Here is a 21065-nt window from a genome sequence, read left to right as displayed (position 1 = left end):
GGATTTTATTTTATTAAAAAGTCTCTATTCTCTTTCTAATGCATAAATTGGATCAAGTTTTGCTGCTCGTTTTGCCGGAACATAGCCAAAAATAATACCAATCATAGTTGAACAACTAAAGGCTGCGATAATCGAAATGATAGAAAAACTCATGGCAAATGAGGTAACAAAATAATTAAAAATAAAGCCGATAATAAATGATAGAACGATACCTAAGGTACCACCAATTAAACACACTAACACAGCTTCAATTAGAAATTGTTGTAAAATATCACTAGAACGAGCACCAACCGCCATACGGACGCCAATTTCCCGAGTTCTTTCTGTTACTGATACCAGCATAATATTCATTACCCCAATACCTCCAACAATCAAAGAAATTAATGCGATAGTTGAGATCAACAAAGTTAACACCCAAGCGGAAGAATTAACGGTTTCTCTTACGCTGTCTGAATTAAAGATAAAGAAATCTTTACTACCATGACGTTGCAACATAATTTTATTAATCGCTTGTTCGGCAATATTTAAATCCACATTATCATTTATTCGAACAGTAATACTTCTTAACGATGTTTGTCCAACCATGCGATTAGTTACCGTGGTGTAAGGTAACCAAATATTAAGGCTTTCGTTATTACCAAATCCTTGTTGCTGTCTAGTTGCAACCCCAATAATTCTAACAGGTAATTGGCCAACCATTAGAATTTTACCTATTGGATCTTGATCACTAAACAATCTTTTAACGGTATTTTCATCAATTACCGCTTCTTGGGCTGAGGTCATTACCGCTGTTTGATCGAAGGCAATACCTTTACTGATTGTATAGCCACGTACAGCAAAAAATTGCTCGCCGACACCATTTACAGTCCCTGTAACTGCTAAATTATTAATACGAAAATAGACACTAGTAGAAAGGTTAGGTGTAGTACTATGAACAAAACTTTGTTGCGCTAGAAAATCAGCATCCGATGATCTTAGTGTAGTAATTTTATCGGAATTACGATCACCAAAACCACTACCGGCATAAATTTCTAACGTACTGGTACCTAATGAATTAATATTGGAAAGTATTTTTTGCTTCGTTCCTTCCCCTAAAGCAACCATAGAGACCACAGAAGCAATACCAATAATAATACCCAACATAGTCAAAAAAGTTCGTAATCGTTGTGACAACATAGATAATATTGCCATTTTAAACGCATCGCGAAAACGGTAATATTTAGCTGAAAAATTATCTTGAGTTTTGGTTATTTCTATTTGCTTAACTTGTCGATTATTAGCTTGTTCAGAGTAATAATTAGGATTAATTGAATCGGAAATAATATTGCCATCACTAATTTCAATAATTCTTTCGGCACTTTGGGCAATATTGGGGTCATGGGTAACGATAATGACAGTATGCCCTTGTTGATGCAACTCTCGTAAAATAGCCATGACTTCTAAACCACTTTTACGATCGAGTGCGCCAGTTGGTTCATCGGCTAATATAATTTGTCCGCCATTGATTAATGCCCGTCCAATACTTACTCGTTGTTGCTGACCGCCGGATAATTGATTGGGTTTATTATTTATTTTATCGGCAAGGCCTAAACGAGATAAAATGTTGGTGGCACGACTTTGCCGTTGTTCATTGGTCACACCAGCATAAATTGCCGGTATTTCCACATTACCTTGTGCAGTTAAGGCATTTAATAAATGATAACGTTGAAAGATAAAGCCAAAATGTTCACGACGTAACTCAGCTAATTCATCCGGCGATAATTGACTCGTAGTTCGGCCACCAATTGAATAAATTCCCTCTGTTGGCTTATCAAGACAACCAAGAATATTCATTAAAGTCGATTTACCAGAACCCGAGGCCCCTATAATGGCAACCATTTCCCCGGCATTAATGGTTAAGTTGATGCCTTTTAGAACTTGTATCGTAGAATCTCCAGCCGGAAATTCACGAATAATATTCTCAAGTTTTATTAATGGAGTATTATTGTTGGTCATCTTAGAATCTTATCCTTGGCCCTTTGTTATTTGGATTAAATGTTGCACCATTTGCACTACTGACAACGACAACTTCTCCTTCTTTAAGACCTGATTTGATTTCAACATTAATATTATTATTAATCCCTAAATTAACTTCCCGCTCTTCGATACTATTTTGATTATTCAGAACATAAACGATCGCTTTATTTTTACCAGTATTTTTTTGGATAGCTTGTGATGGAATGGCAAGGACATCTTTTGCTTCTGCTAGCACAATATATACTTGAGCAGTCATAGAAATACGTAAAATATGATCAGGATTATCGACATCTAATAAGCCGTTATAATAAATTGCACTTTTGGTGGTCGATGACGTACTTGAATTCGCTGAGCTTTCAGTATTAATTGAGTCAGGAGCTGGTTCAATTGCCCGCAATGTTAGTCCATCAAAACGTTTGTTTGGTTGTCCCAATATAGTGAAATAAACCGGCATTCCTTTTTTAACACCGATAACATCTGCTTCGGAAATTTGTGCTTCAATAGTCATTTTGTCCAGTTGGGCAACTTTAACAATTGTTGGTGCACTTTGTACCGAGTTTACGGTTTGCCCTTGATCAACTGGAATCGCAACAATAACACCATCAATCGGTGAACGTATTTTAGTATAGCCTAAATTGACTTTTGCTGTATCAACTGCGACTTGAGCACTAACAATATCTGCATCAAGAGCGGCAATATCGGCTTTAATTGCATCAAGATCTGCTTTGGCAGAATCTAAATCAGATTGGACGCCAACCCCTTTTTTAACCAACTTTAATTGACGTTCATAGGTTAATTGATAATTGACTAATTTTGCTTGCTTCGAGGTTCGTTGGGCTTCTAAGCTGTTAAGAGACGCCTCGGATTGTTTAAGATCATTGCTTTGCTTAAGATCATCAATCTCAGCAATCATATCACCTTGTTTAACCTCATCACCGAGCTCAACATACAATTTTTTAATTTGCCCAGAAACTTGCGCACCAACGCTAACTTGTTTGAAAGCACTTATAGTGCCGTCAGCAAGTACCGTTTTCTCAATATTCGCTTTAGTGACCGTTGACGTTATATAATTAATATTTGGTTCAGCAGGAAACAAAATTAATTTTGCTATATAAAGCAGAACAAAACCAATAACCGTAATAACGATGGATTTAACGCTTAAGAATTTTGCCAATCTTTTCATCCTTTTATTTCTTTTGTTATTTTTTTGAGCATTGTAACGTATTAATTTAATTTGCGATGATAACTAAAGACAATAAATTGTAATTTTTATGAAAATTAACTAGTTTTGGTGCTAAATTTTGTTTTAAAAAACCCCTTTCCTCAAAATTTTTTGCAAAAATTTTAATAATCATGTGATAGCAATGTAGATCCGTATTAGGAATTATTGGCGATTGCGTTATAATGGCGCCAATTTTTTTACTGGTTAAAGATATTATAGCAATGGCATTAAAAATAACCGAAAAGTGTATTAATTGTGATATGTGTGAACCCGAGTGTCCAAATGAGGCTATCTCAATGGGGTTTGATACTTATGAAATTGATCCAAATAAATGTACTGAATGTGTTGGTTATTATGATCATTCGACTTGCCAGCGAGTTTGTCCGATTCAAAATGCGATTATTGCCGATCCAGAGTGTGTCGAAAGCCAAGAGCAATTATTAGAAAAATTTAAGCAACTAACTCATTCATCTTAGTTAGTTGATTTTACCTCTATGCGTAATTCTTTTGGAATTTCAAAGGTGATATTTTCTGAAATTCCTTCGGTTTCAACCAATGATGTACAACCTAGACTTTTTAAATGATCGATAACTTGTTTAACCAAAATATCTGGCGCTGATGCCCCAGCTGTTACACCGATAGTTCGAGCATTAACTAGCCACTCAAGATTAATATCGGATGCCAAATCAATCAAATAAGCGTGTTTACTGTTTCGCCTTGCCAGTTCAGCTAATCGGTTTGAGTTTGACGAGTTTTTCGAACCAACTACTAAAACCACATCGGCTTGAGATGATAGCTGTTTAACCGCTTGTTGCCGATTGGTGGTCGCATAGCAGATATCATTTTTACGAGGGCTGCGAATATTCGGAAAGCGATTTTTTAAAGCTGAAATTATCTCAGCAGTATCATCAACGGATAACGTTGTTTGGGTTGTAAAACAGAGGTGCTGGTCGTTTTTTACTTGCAGGTTCTGCACATCTTCAATGGATTCGACTAAATAAATGCCACCTTCAGGATTGCTATACTGCCCCATAGTACCATCGACCTCAATATGACCAGCGTGACCAATAAGAATAACTTCTTCTCCTCGATAGCTTGCTCTAGCAACTTCCATATGAACTTTGGTAACTAAAGGACATGTTGCATCAAATATCCGTAGTTGACGACGTTTAGCTTCATCTCGAACCGCTTTAGATACGCCATGGGCGGAAAAAATAAGGATACTATCATCAGGTACTTCATTAATTTCTTCAATAAATATTGCGCCTAACTCTTTAAGACGATTAACCACGTAGCGGTTATGCACGACTTCATGGCGCACATAAACCGGTGCGCCAAACAGTTCGATTGCTCGTTCAACGATGGTTATTGCTCGATCTACACCTGCACAAAAACCACGTGGATTAGCGAGAATAATCTGCATGTTAATCCATCTTTTTTGGTTTTACATAATTGCTTAGGATAAAGACGCCAATACCTAAACAAATGGCACAGTCGGCAATATTAAAAGTTGGGTAATGCCAATCACCAAAATTAACATCTAGGAAATCAACAACAAAACCATGATAGAGGCGATCGAATAGGTTGCCTAACGCACCACCTAAAATTAATGCTAATGAGAAGTTTTCTAGTTTTTGTTTATTCTTATTGCGATATAGCATATAAACAATTACTGTACTGACAATAAAGGCAATTGCTGCCAGTATCCAGCGTTGGCCTTCAAATATACTGAATGCGGCACCAATATTGCGGACATACGTTATCGAGAAGAAGGGGAGTAGATTTACTGATTCAAAAAGGAAAAAATTCTTCACAATCCAAAATTTACTTGCGATATCTATAACAAAAACCAATAAAGCTAATAATAACCAGTAAAGTCCGTTATCTTTTTTCATATAATTTATGCTCATTATTATAATACCGCCGACAATCGTCGGCGGTAAATGTATTTAGTTAATTGCTATAAGATTATTTTTATAGCTCTTTTCTATACCTAACACTCACTGTTAGTGGTTAAGCAAAATGTCTTACTTCACCATTGCCATGAATATTTTCTTCACAGCGTTTACATAAGTGAGTGGTTGGATTGTTATCAACAGTATAATGCCAGCAGCGAGGGCATTTATCGCCTTGTGCTTTAGCAAGCTCAATTTTAAGACCTTGAATATCACTTTGTACTGCTTGTTGTGATGCACTGTCTAACGGTTTAACACTTGCTTGTGAAGTCAGTAATACAAATCGTAATTCGTTTTCTAATTTCGCAAGTGCCGTAGCAATTTCGCTATTAGCATAAAGTGTAACTGCTGCTTCGAGTGAACCGCCAATAACTTTATCATTACGACCTTGCTCTAACACTTTGTTCACTTCACTACGAATAGTTAAAATTTGTGTCCAGTAAGCGCTGTTTAGTGTTTCACTCTCAGACAGACTAAATAGTGAGGTATACCATTCATCTTCAAACACAAATTCTGATTTTTCTGTTGCAGGTAGATATTGCCAAATTTCATCTGCAGTAAATGATAAAACAGGTGCAATCCAACGAACCATCGCTTGAGCAATATGGTATAACGCTGTTTGACAGCTATGACGGGCAATACTGTCACTTTTCGCCGTATATTGACGATCTTTGATAATATCTAAATAGAATGAGCCCATTTCAATTGAGCAGAATTGCATTATGCGTTGTACCACTCTATGGAAATCGTAGTTTTCATAAGCTTGAATAATTTGTTCCTGTGCTTCTTTAGCCACGCTAACCGCCCAGCGATCGAGTACCACCATATCTTCAGGTTTAACCATATCTTTAACTGGATCGAAACCATTTAAGTTAGCCAATAAGAAACGCGCAGTATTACGGATACGACGATAGCTATCAGCTGCACGTTTGATGATTTCATCTGAATAGCTCATTTCACCTGAATAATCGGTTGAAGCAATCCATAATCGTAGAATATCGGCACCTAATTTATTCATTACCTCTTGTGGTGTAACGATATTACCTAGCGATTTAGACATTTTACGACCTTGTCCATCGACCACAAAGCCATGCGTTAATACTTGTTTATACGGTGCTTTGTTATCAATTGCAGTTGATAACATTAACGAAGACATAAACCAACCACGATGTTGATCTGAACCTTCTAAATACATATCCGCTTCATGTCCTTCAAACTCAGGACGTACGCCAACAACTGAGTAGAATGTTGAACCTGAATCAAACCATACATCTAGCGTGTCTGGTACTTTGCGATAATCATCGGCATCGGGACCTAATAGATCTTTAATATCGGCATCCCACCATGCTTGAATACCATTTTGCTCAACTAATTTAGCGACTTTTTCGACTAATTGTAGTGTGTCTGGATGTAACTCTTCAGTTTCTTTGTGTACAAATAACGTCATTGGTACACCCCATGTACGTTGACGTGAAATACACCAATCAGGACGATTTGCCACCATTGTTTCAATTCGAGCTTGACCCCAATCAGGGATCCAACGAACTTGTTTAATCTCTTTTAGCGATTGAGCACGTAAACCTTGTTTATCCATGCTGATAAACCATTGTGGCGTTGCACGATAAATTACAGGTGTTTTATGTCGCCAACAGCATGGGTAACTATGTTCAATATTTTCAAAGTGTAATAGTGCATTGTGTTCTTTTAATAGCTCAATGACTACTTTATTGGCTTTAAAAACGAATAAACCATCTAAACCAGCACCCGTTCCCGGTAAATAACAACCATTACCTCCAACCGGATTGGCTACTTCAAGGTCATATTTTTGACCAACAATAAAGTCTTCAGCACCATGACCTGGAGCGGTATGAACAGCACCAGTACCTGCATCAACAGTAACGTGTTCACCAAGTACAATTGGCTCATCAAAATCGAGGAATGGATGTTTGAAACGTAATAATTCAAGCGCATCACCTTGGCAAGAACCTAAGATTTTCCAATCAGTGATATCAGCACGTTTCATAACTGATTCAACTAAATCAGCAGCTAAAATTAGGCACTCTTTATCGTTGATTTGGATTAATTGATATTCAACCGTTGCATTAAGCGCAATTCCTCGGCTAGCTGGTAATGTCCATGGTGTGGTGGTCCAGATAACCGCATAAATAGTTAAGTCAGTACTAACTCCGAATTTATTTGCTACTGTTTGATTGTCAGTTGCTTTGAATTTGACATCAATTGCCGGTGATGATTTATCATAATATTCAACTTCGGCTTCCGCTAAGGCTGACATACAGTCGGTACACCAATAAACCGGTTTAGCCCCTTTGACTAAATGACCATTTTCAATCACTCTACCTAAAGCCCGAATAATATTCGCCTCAGTATCATAATTCATTGTACGATATGGATTTTGCCAATCGCCAAGTACACCCATACGAATAAAATCAGCTTTTTGTAGTTCAACTTGTGAAGCCGCATAATCACGACAAATTTGGCGAAATTCAGCTGGTGTCACTTTTACGCCTGGTTTACCAACCTGTTCTTCAACTTTTTGTTCTATCGGTAATCCATGACAATCCCATCCTGGAATATACGGGGAGTCATAACCACTTAAACCTTTAGATTTGATGATAATATCTTTAATTATTTTATTAACGGCATGACCGATATGAAGTTTTCCGTTTGCATAAGGAGGGCCATCATGCAAAATAAAAGATTTTTTGCCTTTTTTTACTTGACGGATTTTGCGATAAAGTTCTTTATCATACCAATTTTGCAACATAGCTGGTTCACGTTTAGCAAGATCGCCTCGCATAGGGAATCCAGTTTCCGGTAAATTCAATGTATTTTTATAGTCTGTCATGCTGATTTATTCCAGTTATTTTTGTTGATACTACTTTTTAATTGGTTAATTTTGCACTGATCTGTTTCGCAGTGCAAACATCTTGTGAAATTTGTTGTTTTAAATCTGCTAAAGAATCAAATTTTTTCTCATCGCGTAATTTACAGACAAAGGTAACGTCTAAATATTGTCCATAAATATCACCTGAAAAGTCAAATAGATTCACCTCTAAAATCGCTTTTTTACCTTCAATGGTTGGTCTAATACCGATATTGGCAATGCCATGATAATATTGATTGCTACAACAGTTTTTGACTTTGACAAAATAGACCCCTTGTAAAGCAGGTTTTTTTCGATTCAAATGAATATTGGCGGTTGGAAATCCTAATTGTCTTGCTAATGCATTACCATGCACCACTCTACCTTGAATGGCGTAATCACGACCTAAAAGGCAACGAGCTAATTCAAAATCACTATTAAACAGTGCTTCACGAACAGCTGTACTGCTGATTCTTAAATTATTCCAAACAAAGGTTTGCATACTTTCAACCGAAAAATGGTTATTTGGAGTATATTGTTGTAACAGATTGATGTCGCCTTTGCGGTCTCGGCCAAATTGGAAATCATCACCAATAACAATATATTTAGCGTTCAATTTATTAATCAACCAGTCTTGAATAAATGCATTGGCTGACATATTGGCAAAAGTTTGGGTAAAGGGTACTGCAATAATATAGTCGATACCGAGTTTTTCAATTAGTCGTACTTTTTCTTTAAATGAAGTTAAGCGAGTTGGTGCTCGCTTACTGAAAAACTCTAATGGTTGTGGCTCAAATAACATAACCGCTGTGGGTAAGTTTAATTTTTTACCTTGTTCAATTAAATGATTTATTAATTGTTGGTGTCCTAAGTGCACACCATCAAAGTTGCCCAATGTAAGTACACACTGAGTAAATTCATTGTTTAAATTATCAATACCGCGGATTATCTTCATTAAAGCGTGTTAGTTAATTATTATGTTTTCACTAAAATAGCTGCCAATTATACCAATCTTTCTTGAAGATGCACGCAATAACAATTGGGCTTTTTATGGCGGTGTCGGCAATATTGTGATTGATTAATATAAAAACGCTTGAGGTAGTCTCAGGCATGTTTATATTTTTCCTGTTGTGAGTATAAAATAAGCGATAACTGGTTTTTAGTAGATTATTGATAAATAATCCAACATATACTTTATATTGGATTATTTTATTGATTAATAGTGTTTTAACGCTCTTAAAAACTCTTGTCGAGTACTTGGATTAGTTTTAAATCCGCCACCTAACGCGGTAGTGGTGGTTAAACTATTTGAATCTTTAATGCCTCGGGCTTTTACACAAAAGTGTGTTGCATCAATTGATACTGCAACATTAACTGTACCAAGTAGAGTTTGCAATGCAACCAAAATTTGTTGGGTTAATCTTTCTTGTACTTGTGGCCGTTGTGAAAAAAACTGAACAATTCGATTGATTTTTGATAGACCGATCACTTTATCTTTTGGGATATAAGAAACGGTTGCTTTACCATCGATGGTGACAAAATGGTGTTCACAAACACTGGTTAAAGTAATATCACGAACAGTGATCATTTCATCAACCTGCATTTTATTTTCAATAAGAGTTATTTTCGGAAAATTATGATAATTAAGACCGGAAAATATTTCATCAACATACATTTTTGCGACTCGATGCGGCGTTTCGGCGAGGCTATCATCATGCAAATCAAGTTCCATGAGTTTCATGATTTCTCGGAAATGCGCTTCGATTTTAGCTTTCCGTTCGCTATTTTCCATAGCTAAACGACATGATGGGGTTTCAAGATTTTTAGCTGCTAATGCCTCTTTGACTTTTTGCGCAGCAAGACTTAATTCTGTCATTTATTTAGTACTCAGGCGAAAATAGATGTCACATTATATATTACTCATATAGTGATATACAGTAATTTTCATGCATTGGATTGGATAAAAGATCGTTATTATCTGGATTATTTTTACACTATATTATCGGAGCCAGCAACAATATTACTGTTAATTAGGTTATACTTATAGTTATTAAATCTAATAACATTTGGGTAACTATTGATGCTAAATAATGCGCCAATTATTTTAATTGATGGATCTTCTTATCTTTATCGGGCTTTTTTTGCTTGTCCGCCTTTAACCAATGCCAATGGTGAACCGACTGGGGCTATTTTTGGTGTTATTAATATGATTCGTAGCTTGATGAATCAATATAATCCTACCCATATTGCGGTAGTTTTTGATGCTAAAGGTGGATCATTTCGTAATGAAATTTATAGTGAATATAAAGCAACTCGTGAAGAGATGCCGGAAAATTTACGGCCACAAATTGAACCCATTCACACCATTTTAAAAGCGATGGGTTTACCATTACTTTGCGTTGAAGGTGTTGAAGCTGATGATGTGATCGGGACTTTAGCCAAACAAGCAGAAAAAGAAAATCTTCAGGTACTTATTAGTACTGGGGATAAAGATATGGCGCAATTAGTCAGCGATAAAGTTACACTGATTAATACCATGAATAATACGGCGCTTGATCCGCAAGGTGTTGTGGATAAATTTGGTGTGCCACCAGCAAAAATTATAGATTATTTAGCATTAAGAGGTGACAATTCCGATAATATCCCTGGGGTAGCAGGAATTGGAGAAAAAACAGCACAGGCTTTATTAACTGCTTTTGATAGTGTAAAAGATATTTATAACCATTTAGACGATATTGAGAAATTATCGATTCGAGGCGCTAAATCATTAAAGCAAAAATTAATAGATAATCAAAAGGATGCTGAGCTTTCTTATCTATTAGCTACCATTAAAACCGATGTGGCATTAGATTTTACGAATGAACAACTACTTGTTAAAGATCTTGATGTAAATAAATTAGTCGAATTATTTTCCTATTATGGTTTTCATCGTTGGCAAAAAGAATTAATAGCGGGTAATTTTTTAAAACAACAAAAACTAACGGCTACTGATATTGATAATATGTCGTTATTCTCGCAGGAAAGCGATACCGTTAAAGATAAGATAGATACAGATTACCAATGCATATTGACCTATGAGCAATTAGATGATTGGGTTAGTAAATTAGCTAATTGTCAGCAGTTTACCTTTGATACAGAAACGGATAATGTTGATCATATTCATGCTAAATTGGTTGGAATATCACTAAGTGTGGCACCTTATCAAGCTGCCTATATTCCAATTAATCACCAATATCTCGGTGTACCAGATCAATTACCATTAGATGATGTATTAACTAAATTAAAACCAATATTAGAAAACCCAGCAATTAAGAAAATCGCCCAAAATGCCAAATTTGATTACAGTGTGTTAGCTAATTATGGTATCCATGTGCAAGGTATTGCTTATGATACAATGTTGGAGTCATATGTCTTAAATAGTACTGAACGACACGATATGGATAGTATGGCGAATCGTTATTTGCATCTTAAAACTATTACTTATAATGAATTAACCAAGGTTGATAAAAAACAAGTCACTATCGATGCTATTGAAGTTGAAAAAACTACGCAATATGCCGCTGAAGATGCGGATGTGACTTTGCAACTTCATCAGAAACTATGGCCTGAACTGGAAAAAGATCAAAAGCTCAGTAAGTTATTTACCGATATTGAAATGCCGTTGGCGATTGTGTTGGCCGATATGGAAAGGACAGGGGTGTTAATTGACGCTAGACAGTTAAATGATTATTCCATTGAATTAAATAAAAAAATGCTAGAAATAGAGGCTGAATTACATTTCCTAGCAGGTGAAAAATTTAATCCTTCTTCACCAAAACAGATTCAAGCTATTTTATTTGATAAACACCAATTACCTGTCTTAAAAAAGACACCAAAAGGTGATCCATCAACTAGTGAAGATGTGTTGAGTGAACTTGCTGAGCAGTATGTTTTACCGCGTAAAATTTTGTTTTATCGTAGTTTAGCAAAACTGAAAAACACTTATACTGATAAATTACCGCTGATGGTAAGTCCAATAGACCATCGCATTCATACCAATTACAATCAAATTGGTACGGTAACTGGGCGGTTGTCATCAAATGATCCGAATTTACAAAATATCCCTGTACGTAATGAAGAAGGACGTAGAATTCGGCAAGCATTTATTGCACCACAAGGTTATAAGATTATTTCAGCCGATTATTCGCAAATAGAGTTGCGTATTATGGCGCATTTATCACAGGATCAAAGTCTGCTTAGCGCTTTTGCTGATGATAAAGATATTCATAGGGTTACCGCGAGTGAAGTATTAAGTAAACCAGAGGCAGATGTTACAGCCGAAGAGAGACGACGTGCGAAAGCAGTCAATTTTGGTTTGATTTATGGTATGAGTGCATTTGGATTATCGAAACAAATTAATCTTCCCCGTAAAGAAGCACAATTCTATATTGATCGCTATTTTGAACGTTATCCTGGTGTACAAGCTTATATGGAAGAAACACGCCAATTGGCAACGCAACAAGGCTATGTGGAAACTTTATCAGGAAGACGATTATATTTACCAAAAATCATTTCTGGCAATGGTATTGAAAAACGGGGCGCTGAACGTGCGGCAATTAATGCACCAATGCAAGGTACTGCAGCAGATATCATCAAAACCGCTATGATTAAAATGAGTGAGTGGATAAAAAATCAACCGACAGGTAATATCAGAATGGTGATGCAAGTACACGATGAGCTGGTGTTTGAAGTAAAAGAAGAGTTGGTGAGTGAATATAGTGCGTTGATTAAATCAATTATGGAGAATTGTTATCAACTTTCAGTACCGTTAAAAGTTGATGTTGGTATTGGTAATAATTGGGATGAAGCGCATTGATCTTTTTATTAAAATTAACTTATACGTTATAGTTTGATTTTTATACTAAAATATGTAGTTAATTACTCAATACTTTTATAAAATAGTTGTTAATTTTATGCTGTTAGCGATGGCTTGCCGAAACCTTTTGGCGTGTTAGAATAAACAACTAAATTGAATTTATTACAAATTGTTATTATTTTTCTCACTTATGAGAAAAGTTTAAATAAAGAAGAGCGCGAGCAACGAATTGACGTTTGAGTGTTCTTTTTTGTTATTAATAGGATTATTTCATGAAAATTAAAACCCGTTTTGCACCAAGCCCTACCGGTTACTTACATGTGGGTGGTGCTCGTACAGCACTTTATTCTTGGCTATATACTCGCCATGCGCAAGGTGCTTTCGTATTACGTATTGAAGATACCGATCTTGAGCGTTCAACGCCAGAAGCGATTGAAGCGATTATGGAAGGTATGAATTGGTTAAAATTATCATGGGATGAAGGCCCATATTTTCAAACTAAACGCTTTGATCGTTACAATCAAGTGATTGACGAAATGTTAGCTAATGGTACTGCTTATCGTTGTTATTGTTCGAAAGAGCGATTAGAAAAATTACGTGAACAGCAAATGGCGAATGGTGAAAAAGCTCGTTATGATGGTCATTGCCGTTGTGATAATGTACAAAAACAGCATAATCATGACGAACCGCATGTTGTTCGCTTTGCTAATCCTACTGATGGAGTAGTTGTTTTCAACGATTTAATTCGAGGACCAATTGAAATTGCCAATAAAGAGCTTGATGATCTCATAATTCGTCGTACTGATGGATCACCAACTTACAATTTTTGTGTCGTGGTAGACGATTGGGATATGGAAATTACTCATGTTATTCGTGGTGAAGATCACATTAATAATACCCCTCGACAAATTAATATTCTTAAAGCGCTTGGTGCACCATTACCTGAATATGGTCATGTATCGATGATTTTAGGTGATGATGGGCAAAAACTCTCGAAACGTCATGGTGCGGTAAGTGTTATGCAATATCGTGATGATGGTTATTTGCCTGAAGCACTATTAAATTATCTAGTTAGGCTTGGTTGGTCTCATGGTGATCAAGAAATATTCTCGGTGCCTGAAATGGTGAGTTACTTTTCTTTAGATGCAGTCAGTAAGTCGGCCAGTGCATTTAATACTGAAAAACTACTTTGGTTAAATCATCATTATATTAATCATTTAGACGCTGATTATGTTGCACAGCATTTAGTTTGGCATATGAATCAACAAGGTTATGATTTAGATCAAGGCCCCGATTTGATTACTATCGTCAAATTATTTGGTGAGCGTTGTAAAACATTGAAAGAAATGGCTGAATCAAGTAGCTATTGCTATCAAGATTTTGCTGAGTTTGATGCTGATGCGGCTAAAAAGCATTTGCGCCCCGTTGCCAAAGAGCCATTAGAAGTGGTTAAGGCTAAAATTGAAGCAATTTCTGACTTTGATTGGCAAATCGATAAAATTCACCATGCCATTGAAGCAACAGCAGCTGAGCTTGAGGTTGGTATGGGTAAAGTTGGTATGCCTCTTCGGGTTGCTGTAACCGGAATTGGGCAATCACCTTCAGTTGATGCCACTGTTTATGCGGTTGGTAAAAAACGCACCTTAGCTAGAATAGATAAAGCATTGGCTTATATTGCTAACAGAGAACAAACTCAAGCGTAATCTCATTTAATCGCCGATAATAACTCGGCGATTCACTTTATCTTGTTGAGAGTTTATTATGGCTCGCTTAAAGAAACGTTATTGGATTCCGTCGCTTATATTATTGATTATAATCATAGCAAGTTTATCTGGATGGCGTTATTGGTTAGCACTTAAGGATGAATATAATCTGTCGATAGACTGGCAAGGCATCAACATCGGCTGGGATGGTTTATCTTTTGCTGAACTAAATATTGCTCAGCAATCACAATTATCAGTAACGGCTAGCGATGTGAAAATATCATGGTCACAGCTGAGCGCTAAAAATATCGATATCTATTGGCAAAAAGCCGATTTTACCAATACACAAGCAGTAACGAAAATTGCAGATGATCAATTACAACAACTTGATCAATCTACTTTTGAACCTTCATTGATTTCGACTATTATTGCCTGGTTACCAACAAATATTAACATTAAACATTTAATATTACACCAGCAAGATAGTGAATTATTTAATCTGAAAGTTGCAGTGGTTAAAAATCAAAATACTTTGCAACTCAACCTAGCCAGTAATTCTCAGGATATGGCAACGCTTGCTGCTGATATCTCATTTAATCAATCAAATTCATCGGTTGAAATTGAAAATGGTGTTTTGACCACATCTTTATCGTATTTTGGTATTGAAAAAGGTAGTTTAACTTTACCATTCAGTGGTGTTTTAACCGATAAGCTATTTACTTTAATAAGTACCGATAAAGCACTAGTTAATATTGAAAAAGCGAATTTTTCCGATGATTTAATTATTAAACCATTAATCGGAAAATTAACTCTTGATGCAGCATTGGCTATTCCATTTAAAGCTAATCAAGTTAACGTCAAATCATCATTAACAATTAATAAATTTGACGGCATATATAAGGCAAGCGAATTTAAATCCGCTTTGGGGGATATAAATCTTTTATTCAACAATAATCAATTTACTGTTACAACTTCAGGATTAACCATTCAACAAGTGAATATTGGTGTTATTTTTGAAAAAGTAAAATTAGCTGGTAGTTATTCAGCATCTTTAGCTGCACCAAATAAAGGAGTTGTAAAATGGCAATTAGCACAAGCCGCTATTTTTTCTGGTTCTGTTTCTCTTGATAAAGGGCAATTGAATTTAGCAAAATTACCCCAAAAATTTAATTTAAGGTTAAAAAAGGTACAACTTAAAGATATTTTTGCAAAATATCCTGCTGAGGGTTTAGTTGGAGAAGGGATGATTGATGGTGTTTTACCGATTACTTTATTGCCTTCTACTAAAAAAGGCACCGCTTTGACCGAAGTTATTATCAAAAATGGTCAATTAGTCACGGTCAATGAGGGCTTTTTGCGGTTTGAAAATTCAGCATTGCAAAATTATGCACAAGCCAATCCTAATATGAAAATTCTCACTGATATTATTAAAAATTTTCATTATACTAAATTATCAGGTACGGTTAATTATGCTAATGAGATTGCTAAGTTAGGATTAAATATCCAAGGCAGTAACCGAGATGTTGAAAATGGTAAAGCAGTAAATTTAAATATTAATCTTGAAGAAAATATTGCAAAATTGTTGATAAGTTTACAACTTTCCGATCAGATTAACGACCCCATACGAAAACGTATTGAAGCGTATTTGAGAGGGAAATCTTGATAGATAAGAGGCTATATTATGCTAAAAAATATGATTACTATTATCGTGTGTAGCGCAGTATTAATTGGCTGTACGCCAACGGTTAAGGTACAAGCGCCAAATGAACCAATTAATATCAATTTAAATGTTAAGATTGATCATGAAATTAATATTAAAGTTGATAAAGCCTTAGATAACATTATCAATAAATCAGGTTTATACTAAATTAATATTATTATCGATCGTTATTTACTAATAATGTCGTGAATCTAAAAATTACTCTTGCGCAACATAAGATGATTTTTTAATAATTTTTACACATATTTAATACAATTTAATATGATGTATTTAATAAGGGGGTTATTATGAATATCTATAAAAAAGCAACGATAGCATTATTATCAATAATATTAGCTTTACCGGTTTTTGCTTTAAATTTAGATCAGGCAATTAATGAATTAAGTCAAGCCAAAGCTAATGGTTTGGTTGGTGAACAAGCTGATGGTTATCTAGGCGTGGTCAAAAATGAAGGTAATGCTAGCGAAATTGCTCAATTAATTAATCAGGCTCGTAAACAGCAATATCAAAAAGTCTCTGCAGAAACTAAAGTACCTTTGTCTGATGTGCAGAGTCGTGCAGGCAGTAAAGCACAAGAAAAAACGCCAGCAGGCCAATATATCAAACAACAAGGGCAGTGGTTAAAAAAATAATAGCAAACTTTATTACAACAATAGAAAAAGTATAATGATATTGTACTTTAATTGTTTACCAATAATGTGTATCCTGTTATTTTTGTGATTTACTTGCAGTGATAATTAAAATAAGTTTTATTTGTAAATAGTATCGCTTTGGCGATTTTAAATGGAGAAAATCAATGTGTTCGATTTTAGGTATTCTTGATATTAAATCAGATCCAGAACAACTACGAACAAAAGCATTAGAGCTATCAAGTCTACAACGTCATCGTGGACCTGACTGGTCTGGTATTTTTGCTTCTGATAAAGCTATTTTAGCTCATGAACGTTTATCAATTGTAGATGTTAATACAGGATCTCAACCGCTTTATAATAAAGATAAAACCCTAGTTTTAGCGGTAAATGGCGAAATTTATAATCATCAAGAACTCCGAAATCAGTACAAAGATCGTTATGAATTTCAGACAGGATCTGACTGTGAAGTTATCCTAGCCTTATATCAAGAAAAAGGTATTAACTGTCTTGATGAACTACAAGGTATGTTTGCTTTTATTCTTTATGACATCAACAAAGGTACCTATTTTATTGGTCGCGATCATATTGGTATTATCCCAATGTATATGGGATATGATGAAAATGGTACATTTTATGTTGCCTCTGAGATGAAAGCTTTAGTACCTGTTTGTAAAACTATTGAAGCATTTCCTCCTGGTTGTTATCTTTCTAGCACAGAGGGTGAAATAAAGACCTACTACAAACGAGATTGGATGGAATATGATAATGTCAAAGATAATAAGACAGATATCAATGAACTTCGTGTCGCATTAGAAGAGTCAGTAAAAAGCCATCTTATGTCTGATGTTCCTTATGGTGTTTTATTATCTGGTGGACTTGATTCTTCAGTTATCTCAGCGATTACTAAAAAGTTTTCTGCGCGTCGAGTTGAGGATCATGAAAAATCAGAAGCATGGTGGCCACAATTACACTCGTTTGCGGTTGGTTTAAAAGGTGCGCCTGATCTTAAAGCTGCCCAAGCAGTTGCCGATCATTTAGGTACTGTTCATCACGAAATTAACTTCACAATACAAGAAGGGATTGATGCAATTCGTGATGTAATTTATTACATTGAAACTTATGATGTAACAACGATTCGTGCCTCAACACCGATGTACTTAATGGCAAGAAAAATTAAAGCTATGGGTATTAAAATGGTTTTATCAGGTGAAGGTGCTGATGAAGTATTTGGTGGTTATCTCTATTTCCATAAAGCGCCAAATGCTCAAGAATTCCATGAAGAAACTGTGCGTAAATTAGCGGCACTGCATATGTATGACTGTGCGCGTGCTAATAAAGCGATGGCTGCTTGGGGTGTTGAAGCTCGCGTACCATTCTTAGATAAAAAATTCTTAGATGTTGCTATGCGCATTAATCCACAAGATAAAATGTGTGGTAGTAATGGTAAAATGGAAAAACACATTGTTCGTGAAGCATTTGAATCTTATTTACCAGCATCAGTGGTTTGGCGTCAAAAAGAGCAATTTTCTGACGGTGTAGGTTATAGTTGGATCGATACCTTAAAAGAGATTGCCGAAAGCAAAATTACCGATCAACAGTTGGAAAACGCAAAATTCCGTTTCCCATACAATACTCCAGCTTCAAAAGAAGCTTATATGTATCGTGAAATTTTTGATGAATTATTCCCAGTTGAAAGTGCTGCGCATTGTGTACCTGGTGGTCCTACAGTGGCTTGTTCAACAGCTAAAGCAATTGAATGGGATGAGTCATTTAAAAATCTAAATGATCCATCAGGTCGTGCAGCGGTTGGTGTACATAATGATGCTTATAAAAAGTAATATTAACTAATTCAATCTGAAAAAGGGCATTATGCCCTTTTTTTATATCTAAATAATTTGTTAAAAATATTCATGTTTAGATTATATAATTATAAAAATCGATAATATAATCAATAAATTATTTTTCAATTCTACCTTTCTTATTCATTCAATTTGCTACCAAACAATCATAGAAAATAATTTTTTATTAAATATGTGATCTAAATTCACTTTTTTAAAAAGTTTATAAACTATACTAAATGTTACCAGTCACATTGTGGCTGAATGGAAATAAAATAATATTTATATTCCTATAAATAACTTTATATAAGTATATAAATCATGAATTAGGAGCATTGAGTGAAAAATTATAAAATCGCTATAATCAACTCAAGTAGTTTTGGAAAATATTTTCCTAATCATCTAGAAAGATTAGAAAAAATAGGTGAAGTAAAACATTTTACTTTTGAAAATAATATTCCAGGGAAGGAATTAGCTGAAGCATTGCAAGATTTTAATATTGTTATTGCCAGTGTTAGACCTTTTTTTAACAAAGAGTTTTTTGATAATAAAAAACAACCGCTACTATTACTTTCCCGTCATGGCATCGGATTCAATAATGTTGATGTTGTTGCTGCCAAAGAGCATGGCACAATAGTTACTATCGTTCCTCCTTTGGTTGAACGTGATGCTGTTGCTGAAAATGCAGTGACTAATTTACTTGCATTAATTAGACAAACAGTTCAATCACAAGAAGCGGTTAAGTCAAATGAATGGAAGAAAAGAGCCTCTTTTTTAGGTATCAATGTTACGGGTAAAGTAATTGGTATTATTGGCTGTGGCAACATTGGTAGTCGCGTGGCAGAAATTTTCAAACATGGATTTAATGCTCGCCTATTGGTGGTGGATCCAAACGTTAATGTTGATTGGGCTAACAAAAATAATATTGAAATTGTTGAGTTAGATTATTTACTGCAAAATGCAGATATTATCTCGTTAAATGCCTCATTAAATGAGACTAGCTATCATATTTTAAAAGCGCCGCAATTTTCTTTGATGAAAAAAGGCGTTTATATAACTAACACTGCTCGAGCCGAATTAATTGATGAAACTGCACTTTTAAATGCGCTCGATAATGGCACTGTAGCTGGTCACGCAACAGATGTCATGTATGTTGAACCTTCATACAGTGATCATCCTTTAGTTAAACATCCTAAAGTTCTTGTTACACCACATACTTCTGCTTATGCAATTGAGTGTCTGCAAGGTATGGGGGAAAAATGTGTACAAGATGTAGAAAATTTTGTTAATAACTTAGAGCTACAATCGGTGGTTTCTTAATCATTTAACTGAAACTAACTAATTAATTATAAAAATAGTAAGGAGTTTATATATGCAAGAAATGCATGTAACGTTTCTTCAAGCAGCTATTATATCAATATGGGTTGCAATGGTCATGTCTCGGGGTCTAGGTGGTGCTACGTTAACGTTACGATTTACACCAATGATGACAGGTTTAATTGTTGGGATTGTATTTAATGACATTCCTAATGCAATGATAACAACAGCTGCTATTCAGTTGATTTATATGGGTGTTTTTTCACCTGGTGGGCAAATGCCATCAGAACCAGCTATAGCAACAGCAGTTGCTGTTCCCGTCGCATTGTTGGGTAAAATGGAACCAACAGCCGCCGTAGCTGTGGCAGTACCGGTAGGTTTATTAGGATCTTACTTGTATCAATTAAGATTTTTCTTTAATACCATGATTATGAAATTAACAGAAAAATATGCCGAAGAAGCTAATAGTAAAGGATTAACCTTTTCTATCATCGTGTTACCAATAATTTGTAGTTTTGCATTGTTCGTACCGTTTATGTTTGTTGCGTTATATTTTGGGGCACCAATTATTGCTGATGTGATTAAATCGAATGCGGGAGGACTAGTTTTCCATATTCTTAATGTAATTGGTGGTGGGCTTGCTGCGGTGGGTATTGCATTAACCATTTATGTTATTGGTAAAAAAAGCTACATCATTTTCTTCTTACTTGCCTATTTTATGGCGGTTATTGCCAAACCACTAAATATTACCATGGTAACTTATGCAATAGTTGGTGCAATAGTTGCCTTTATTTTTGTTCTTGCAAAAAATGAAGCAGTAAATTCTGCGGTAGATCAACCTAGAAATAATTCAAATAATAACAATCAAGTTGATGACGATGATTATTAATCATTAGTTATTTGATTAATAAATTAGAAAGAGG

16 protein-coding genes are annotated in these 21065 nt (G+C 35.2%); 9 read left to right on the top strand and 7 right to left on the bottom strand.

What is annotated here, in order from left to right:
* Positions 1 to 24: 24 nt before the first annotated feature.
* Together H3T80_RS11990 and H3T80_RS11985 are read right to left on the bottom strand one after the other, a co-directional pair.
* Positions 25 to 1995 carry a MacB family efflux pump subunit gene (locus H3T80_RS11990; protein WP_198201834.1) on the bottom strand — a complete coding sequence of 657 codons (1971 nt, stop codon included), beginning with the start codon at positions 1993 to 1995 and terminating at the stop codon, positions 25 to 27.
* A 1-nt stretch (position 1996) separates the two neighbouring features.
* Positions 1997 to 3199, bottom strand: a complete 1203-nt coding sequence (locus H3T80_RS11985) for an efflux RND transporter periplasmic adaptor subunit (RefSeq protein WP_110446898.1) — start codon at positions 3197 to 3199, stop codon at positions 1997 to 1999.
* A gap of 260 nt (positions 3200 to 3459) precedes the next feature.
* On the opposite strand from H3T80_RS11985, the gene H3T80_RS11980 reads away from it, so the two are divergent.
* Complete coding sequence (locus H3T80_RS11980) at positions 3460 to 3714, top strand: YfhL family 4Fe-4S dicluster ferredoxin (protein ID WP_198201844.1); 255 nt, start codon at positions 3460 to 3462, stop codon at positions 3712 to 3714.
* Here H3T80_RS11980 and ispH read toward each other — a convergent pair.
* The 5 genes from ispH to folE all read right to left on the bottom strand — a co-directional run bounded on the left by ispH (position 3711) and on the right by folE (position 9953).
* The gene (gene ispH / locus H3T80_RS11975) at positions 3711 to 4661 is read right to left on the bottom strand and encodes a 4-hydroxy-3-methylbut-2-enyl diphosphate reductase (protein ID WP_198201832.1); all 951 of its coding nucleotides are present in this window, start codon (positions 4659 to 4661) and stop codon (positions 3711 to 3713) included. The two genes, H3T80_RS11980 and ispH, sit on opposite strands and share 4 nt — an antisense overlap.
* Position 4662: 1 nt before the next feature.
* The gene (gene lspA / locus H3T80_RS11970) at positions 4663 to 5133 is read right to left on the bottom strand and encodes a signal peptidase II (protein ID WP_198201831.1); all 471 of its coding nucleotides are present in this window, start codon (positions 5131 to 5133) and stop codon (positions 4663 to 4665) included.
* 118 nt (positions 5134 to 5251) lie between these two features.
* A complete protein-coding gene (gene ileS / locus H3T80_RS11965; protein WP_198201830.1) occupies positions 5252 to 8059 on the bottom strand; it encodes an isoleucine--tRNA ligase in 2808 nt (935 codons plus the stop codon).
* 37 nt (positions 8060 to 8096) lie between these two features.
* Positions 8097 to 9032: a bifunctional riboflavin kinase/FAD synthetase gene (ribF, locus tag H3T80_RS11960; protein WP_110446900.1), complete on the bottom strand. Its 936-nt coding sequence runs from the start codon at positions 9030 to 9032 to the stop codon at positions 8097 to 8099.
* A 261-nt stretch (positions 9033 to 9293) separates the two neighbouring features.
* Positions 9294 to 9953 (bottom strand): GTP cyclohydrolase I FolE, encoded by a 660-nt coding sequence (gene folE / locus H3T80_RS11955; protein WP_086363232.1) that lies wholly within the window; start codon positions 9951 to 9953, stop codon positions 9294 to 9296.
* Between the two features lie 204 nt (positions 9954 to 10157).
* Between folE and polA the strand changes: the two genes are divergently transcribed.
* The 8 genes from polA (at position 10158) to H3T80_RS11915 (ending at position 21031) form a co-directional block, all read left to right on the top strand.
* Positions 10158 to 12932 carry a DNA polymerase I gene (gene polA / locus H3T80_RS11950; protein WP_198201829.1) on the top strand — a complete coding sequence of 925 codons (2775 nt, stop codon included), beginning with the start codon at positions 10158 to 10160 and terminating at the stop codon, positions 12930 to 12932.
* Positions 12933 to 13204: 272 nt separating this feature from the next.
* A complete protein-coding gene (gene gltX, locus H3T80_RS11945; RefSeq protein WP_110446902.1) occupies positions 13205 to 14635 on the top strand; it encodes a glutamate--tRNA ligase in 1431 nt (476 codons plus the stop codon).
* A gap of 58 nt (positions 14636 to 14693) precedes the next feature.
* Positions 14694 to 16298, top strand: a complete 1605-nt coding sequence (locus tag H3T80_RS11940; protein ID WP_198201828.1) for a YdbH domain-containing protein — start codon at positions 14694 to 14696, stop codon at positions 16296 to 16298.
* A gap of 18 nt (positions 16299 to 16316) precedes the next feature.
* On the top strand, positions 16317 to 16502 hold the full coding sequence (locus H3T80_RS11935) for a YnbE family lipoprotein (RefSeq protein ID WP_173795303.1): 186 nt from the start codon (positions 16317 to 16319) through the stop codon (positions 16500 to 16502).
* A gap of 140 nt (positions 16503 to 16642) precedes the next feature.
* Positions 16643 to 16987: a YdbL family protein gene (locus H3T80_RS11930; RefSeq protein ID WP_198201827.1), complete on the top strand. Its 345-nt coding sequence runs from the start codon at positions 16643 to 16645 to the stop codon at positions 16985 to 16987.
* Between the two features lie 164 nt (positions 16988 to 17151).
* Positions 17152 to 18825, top strand: a complete 1674-nt coding sequence (gene asnB, locus H3T80_RS11925; protein ID WP_086363227.1) for an asparagine synthase B — start codon at positions 17152 to 17154, stop codon at positions 18823 to 18825.
* A 339-nt stretch (positions 18826 to 19164) separates the two neighbouring features.
* Positions 19165 to 20145: a D-isomer specific 2-hydroxyacid dehydrogenase family protein gene (locus tag H3T80_RS11920; protein ID WP_198201826.1), complete on the top strand. Its 981-nt coding sequence runs from the start codon at positions 19165 to 19167 to the stop codon at positions 20143 to 20145.
* A 61-nt stretch (positions 20146 to 20206) separates the two neighbouring features.
* Entirely contained in the window at positions 20207 to 21031 is an 825-nt protein-coding gene (locus H3T80_RS11915) for a PTS sugar transporter subunit IIC (RefSeq protein ID WP_065614796.1), read from the top strand.
* The last annotated feature ends 34 nt before the right edge of the window (positions 21032 to 21065 follow it).

The sequence above is a fragment of the Gilliamella sp. W8145 genome (assembly GCF_016101145.1).
Taxonomy (GTDB): domain Bacteria; phylum Pseudomonadota; class Gammaproteobacteria; order Enterobacterales; family Orbaceae; genus Gilliamella; species Gilliamella apis_A.
Note: the sequence above shows the minus strand (reverse complement) of the source record. Positions and strands in the feature narration are given on the sequence as shown.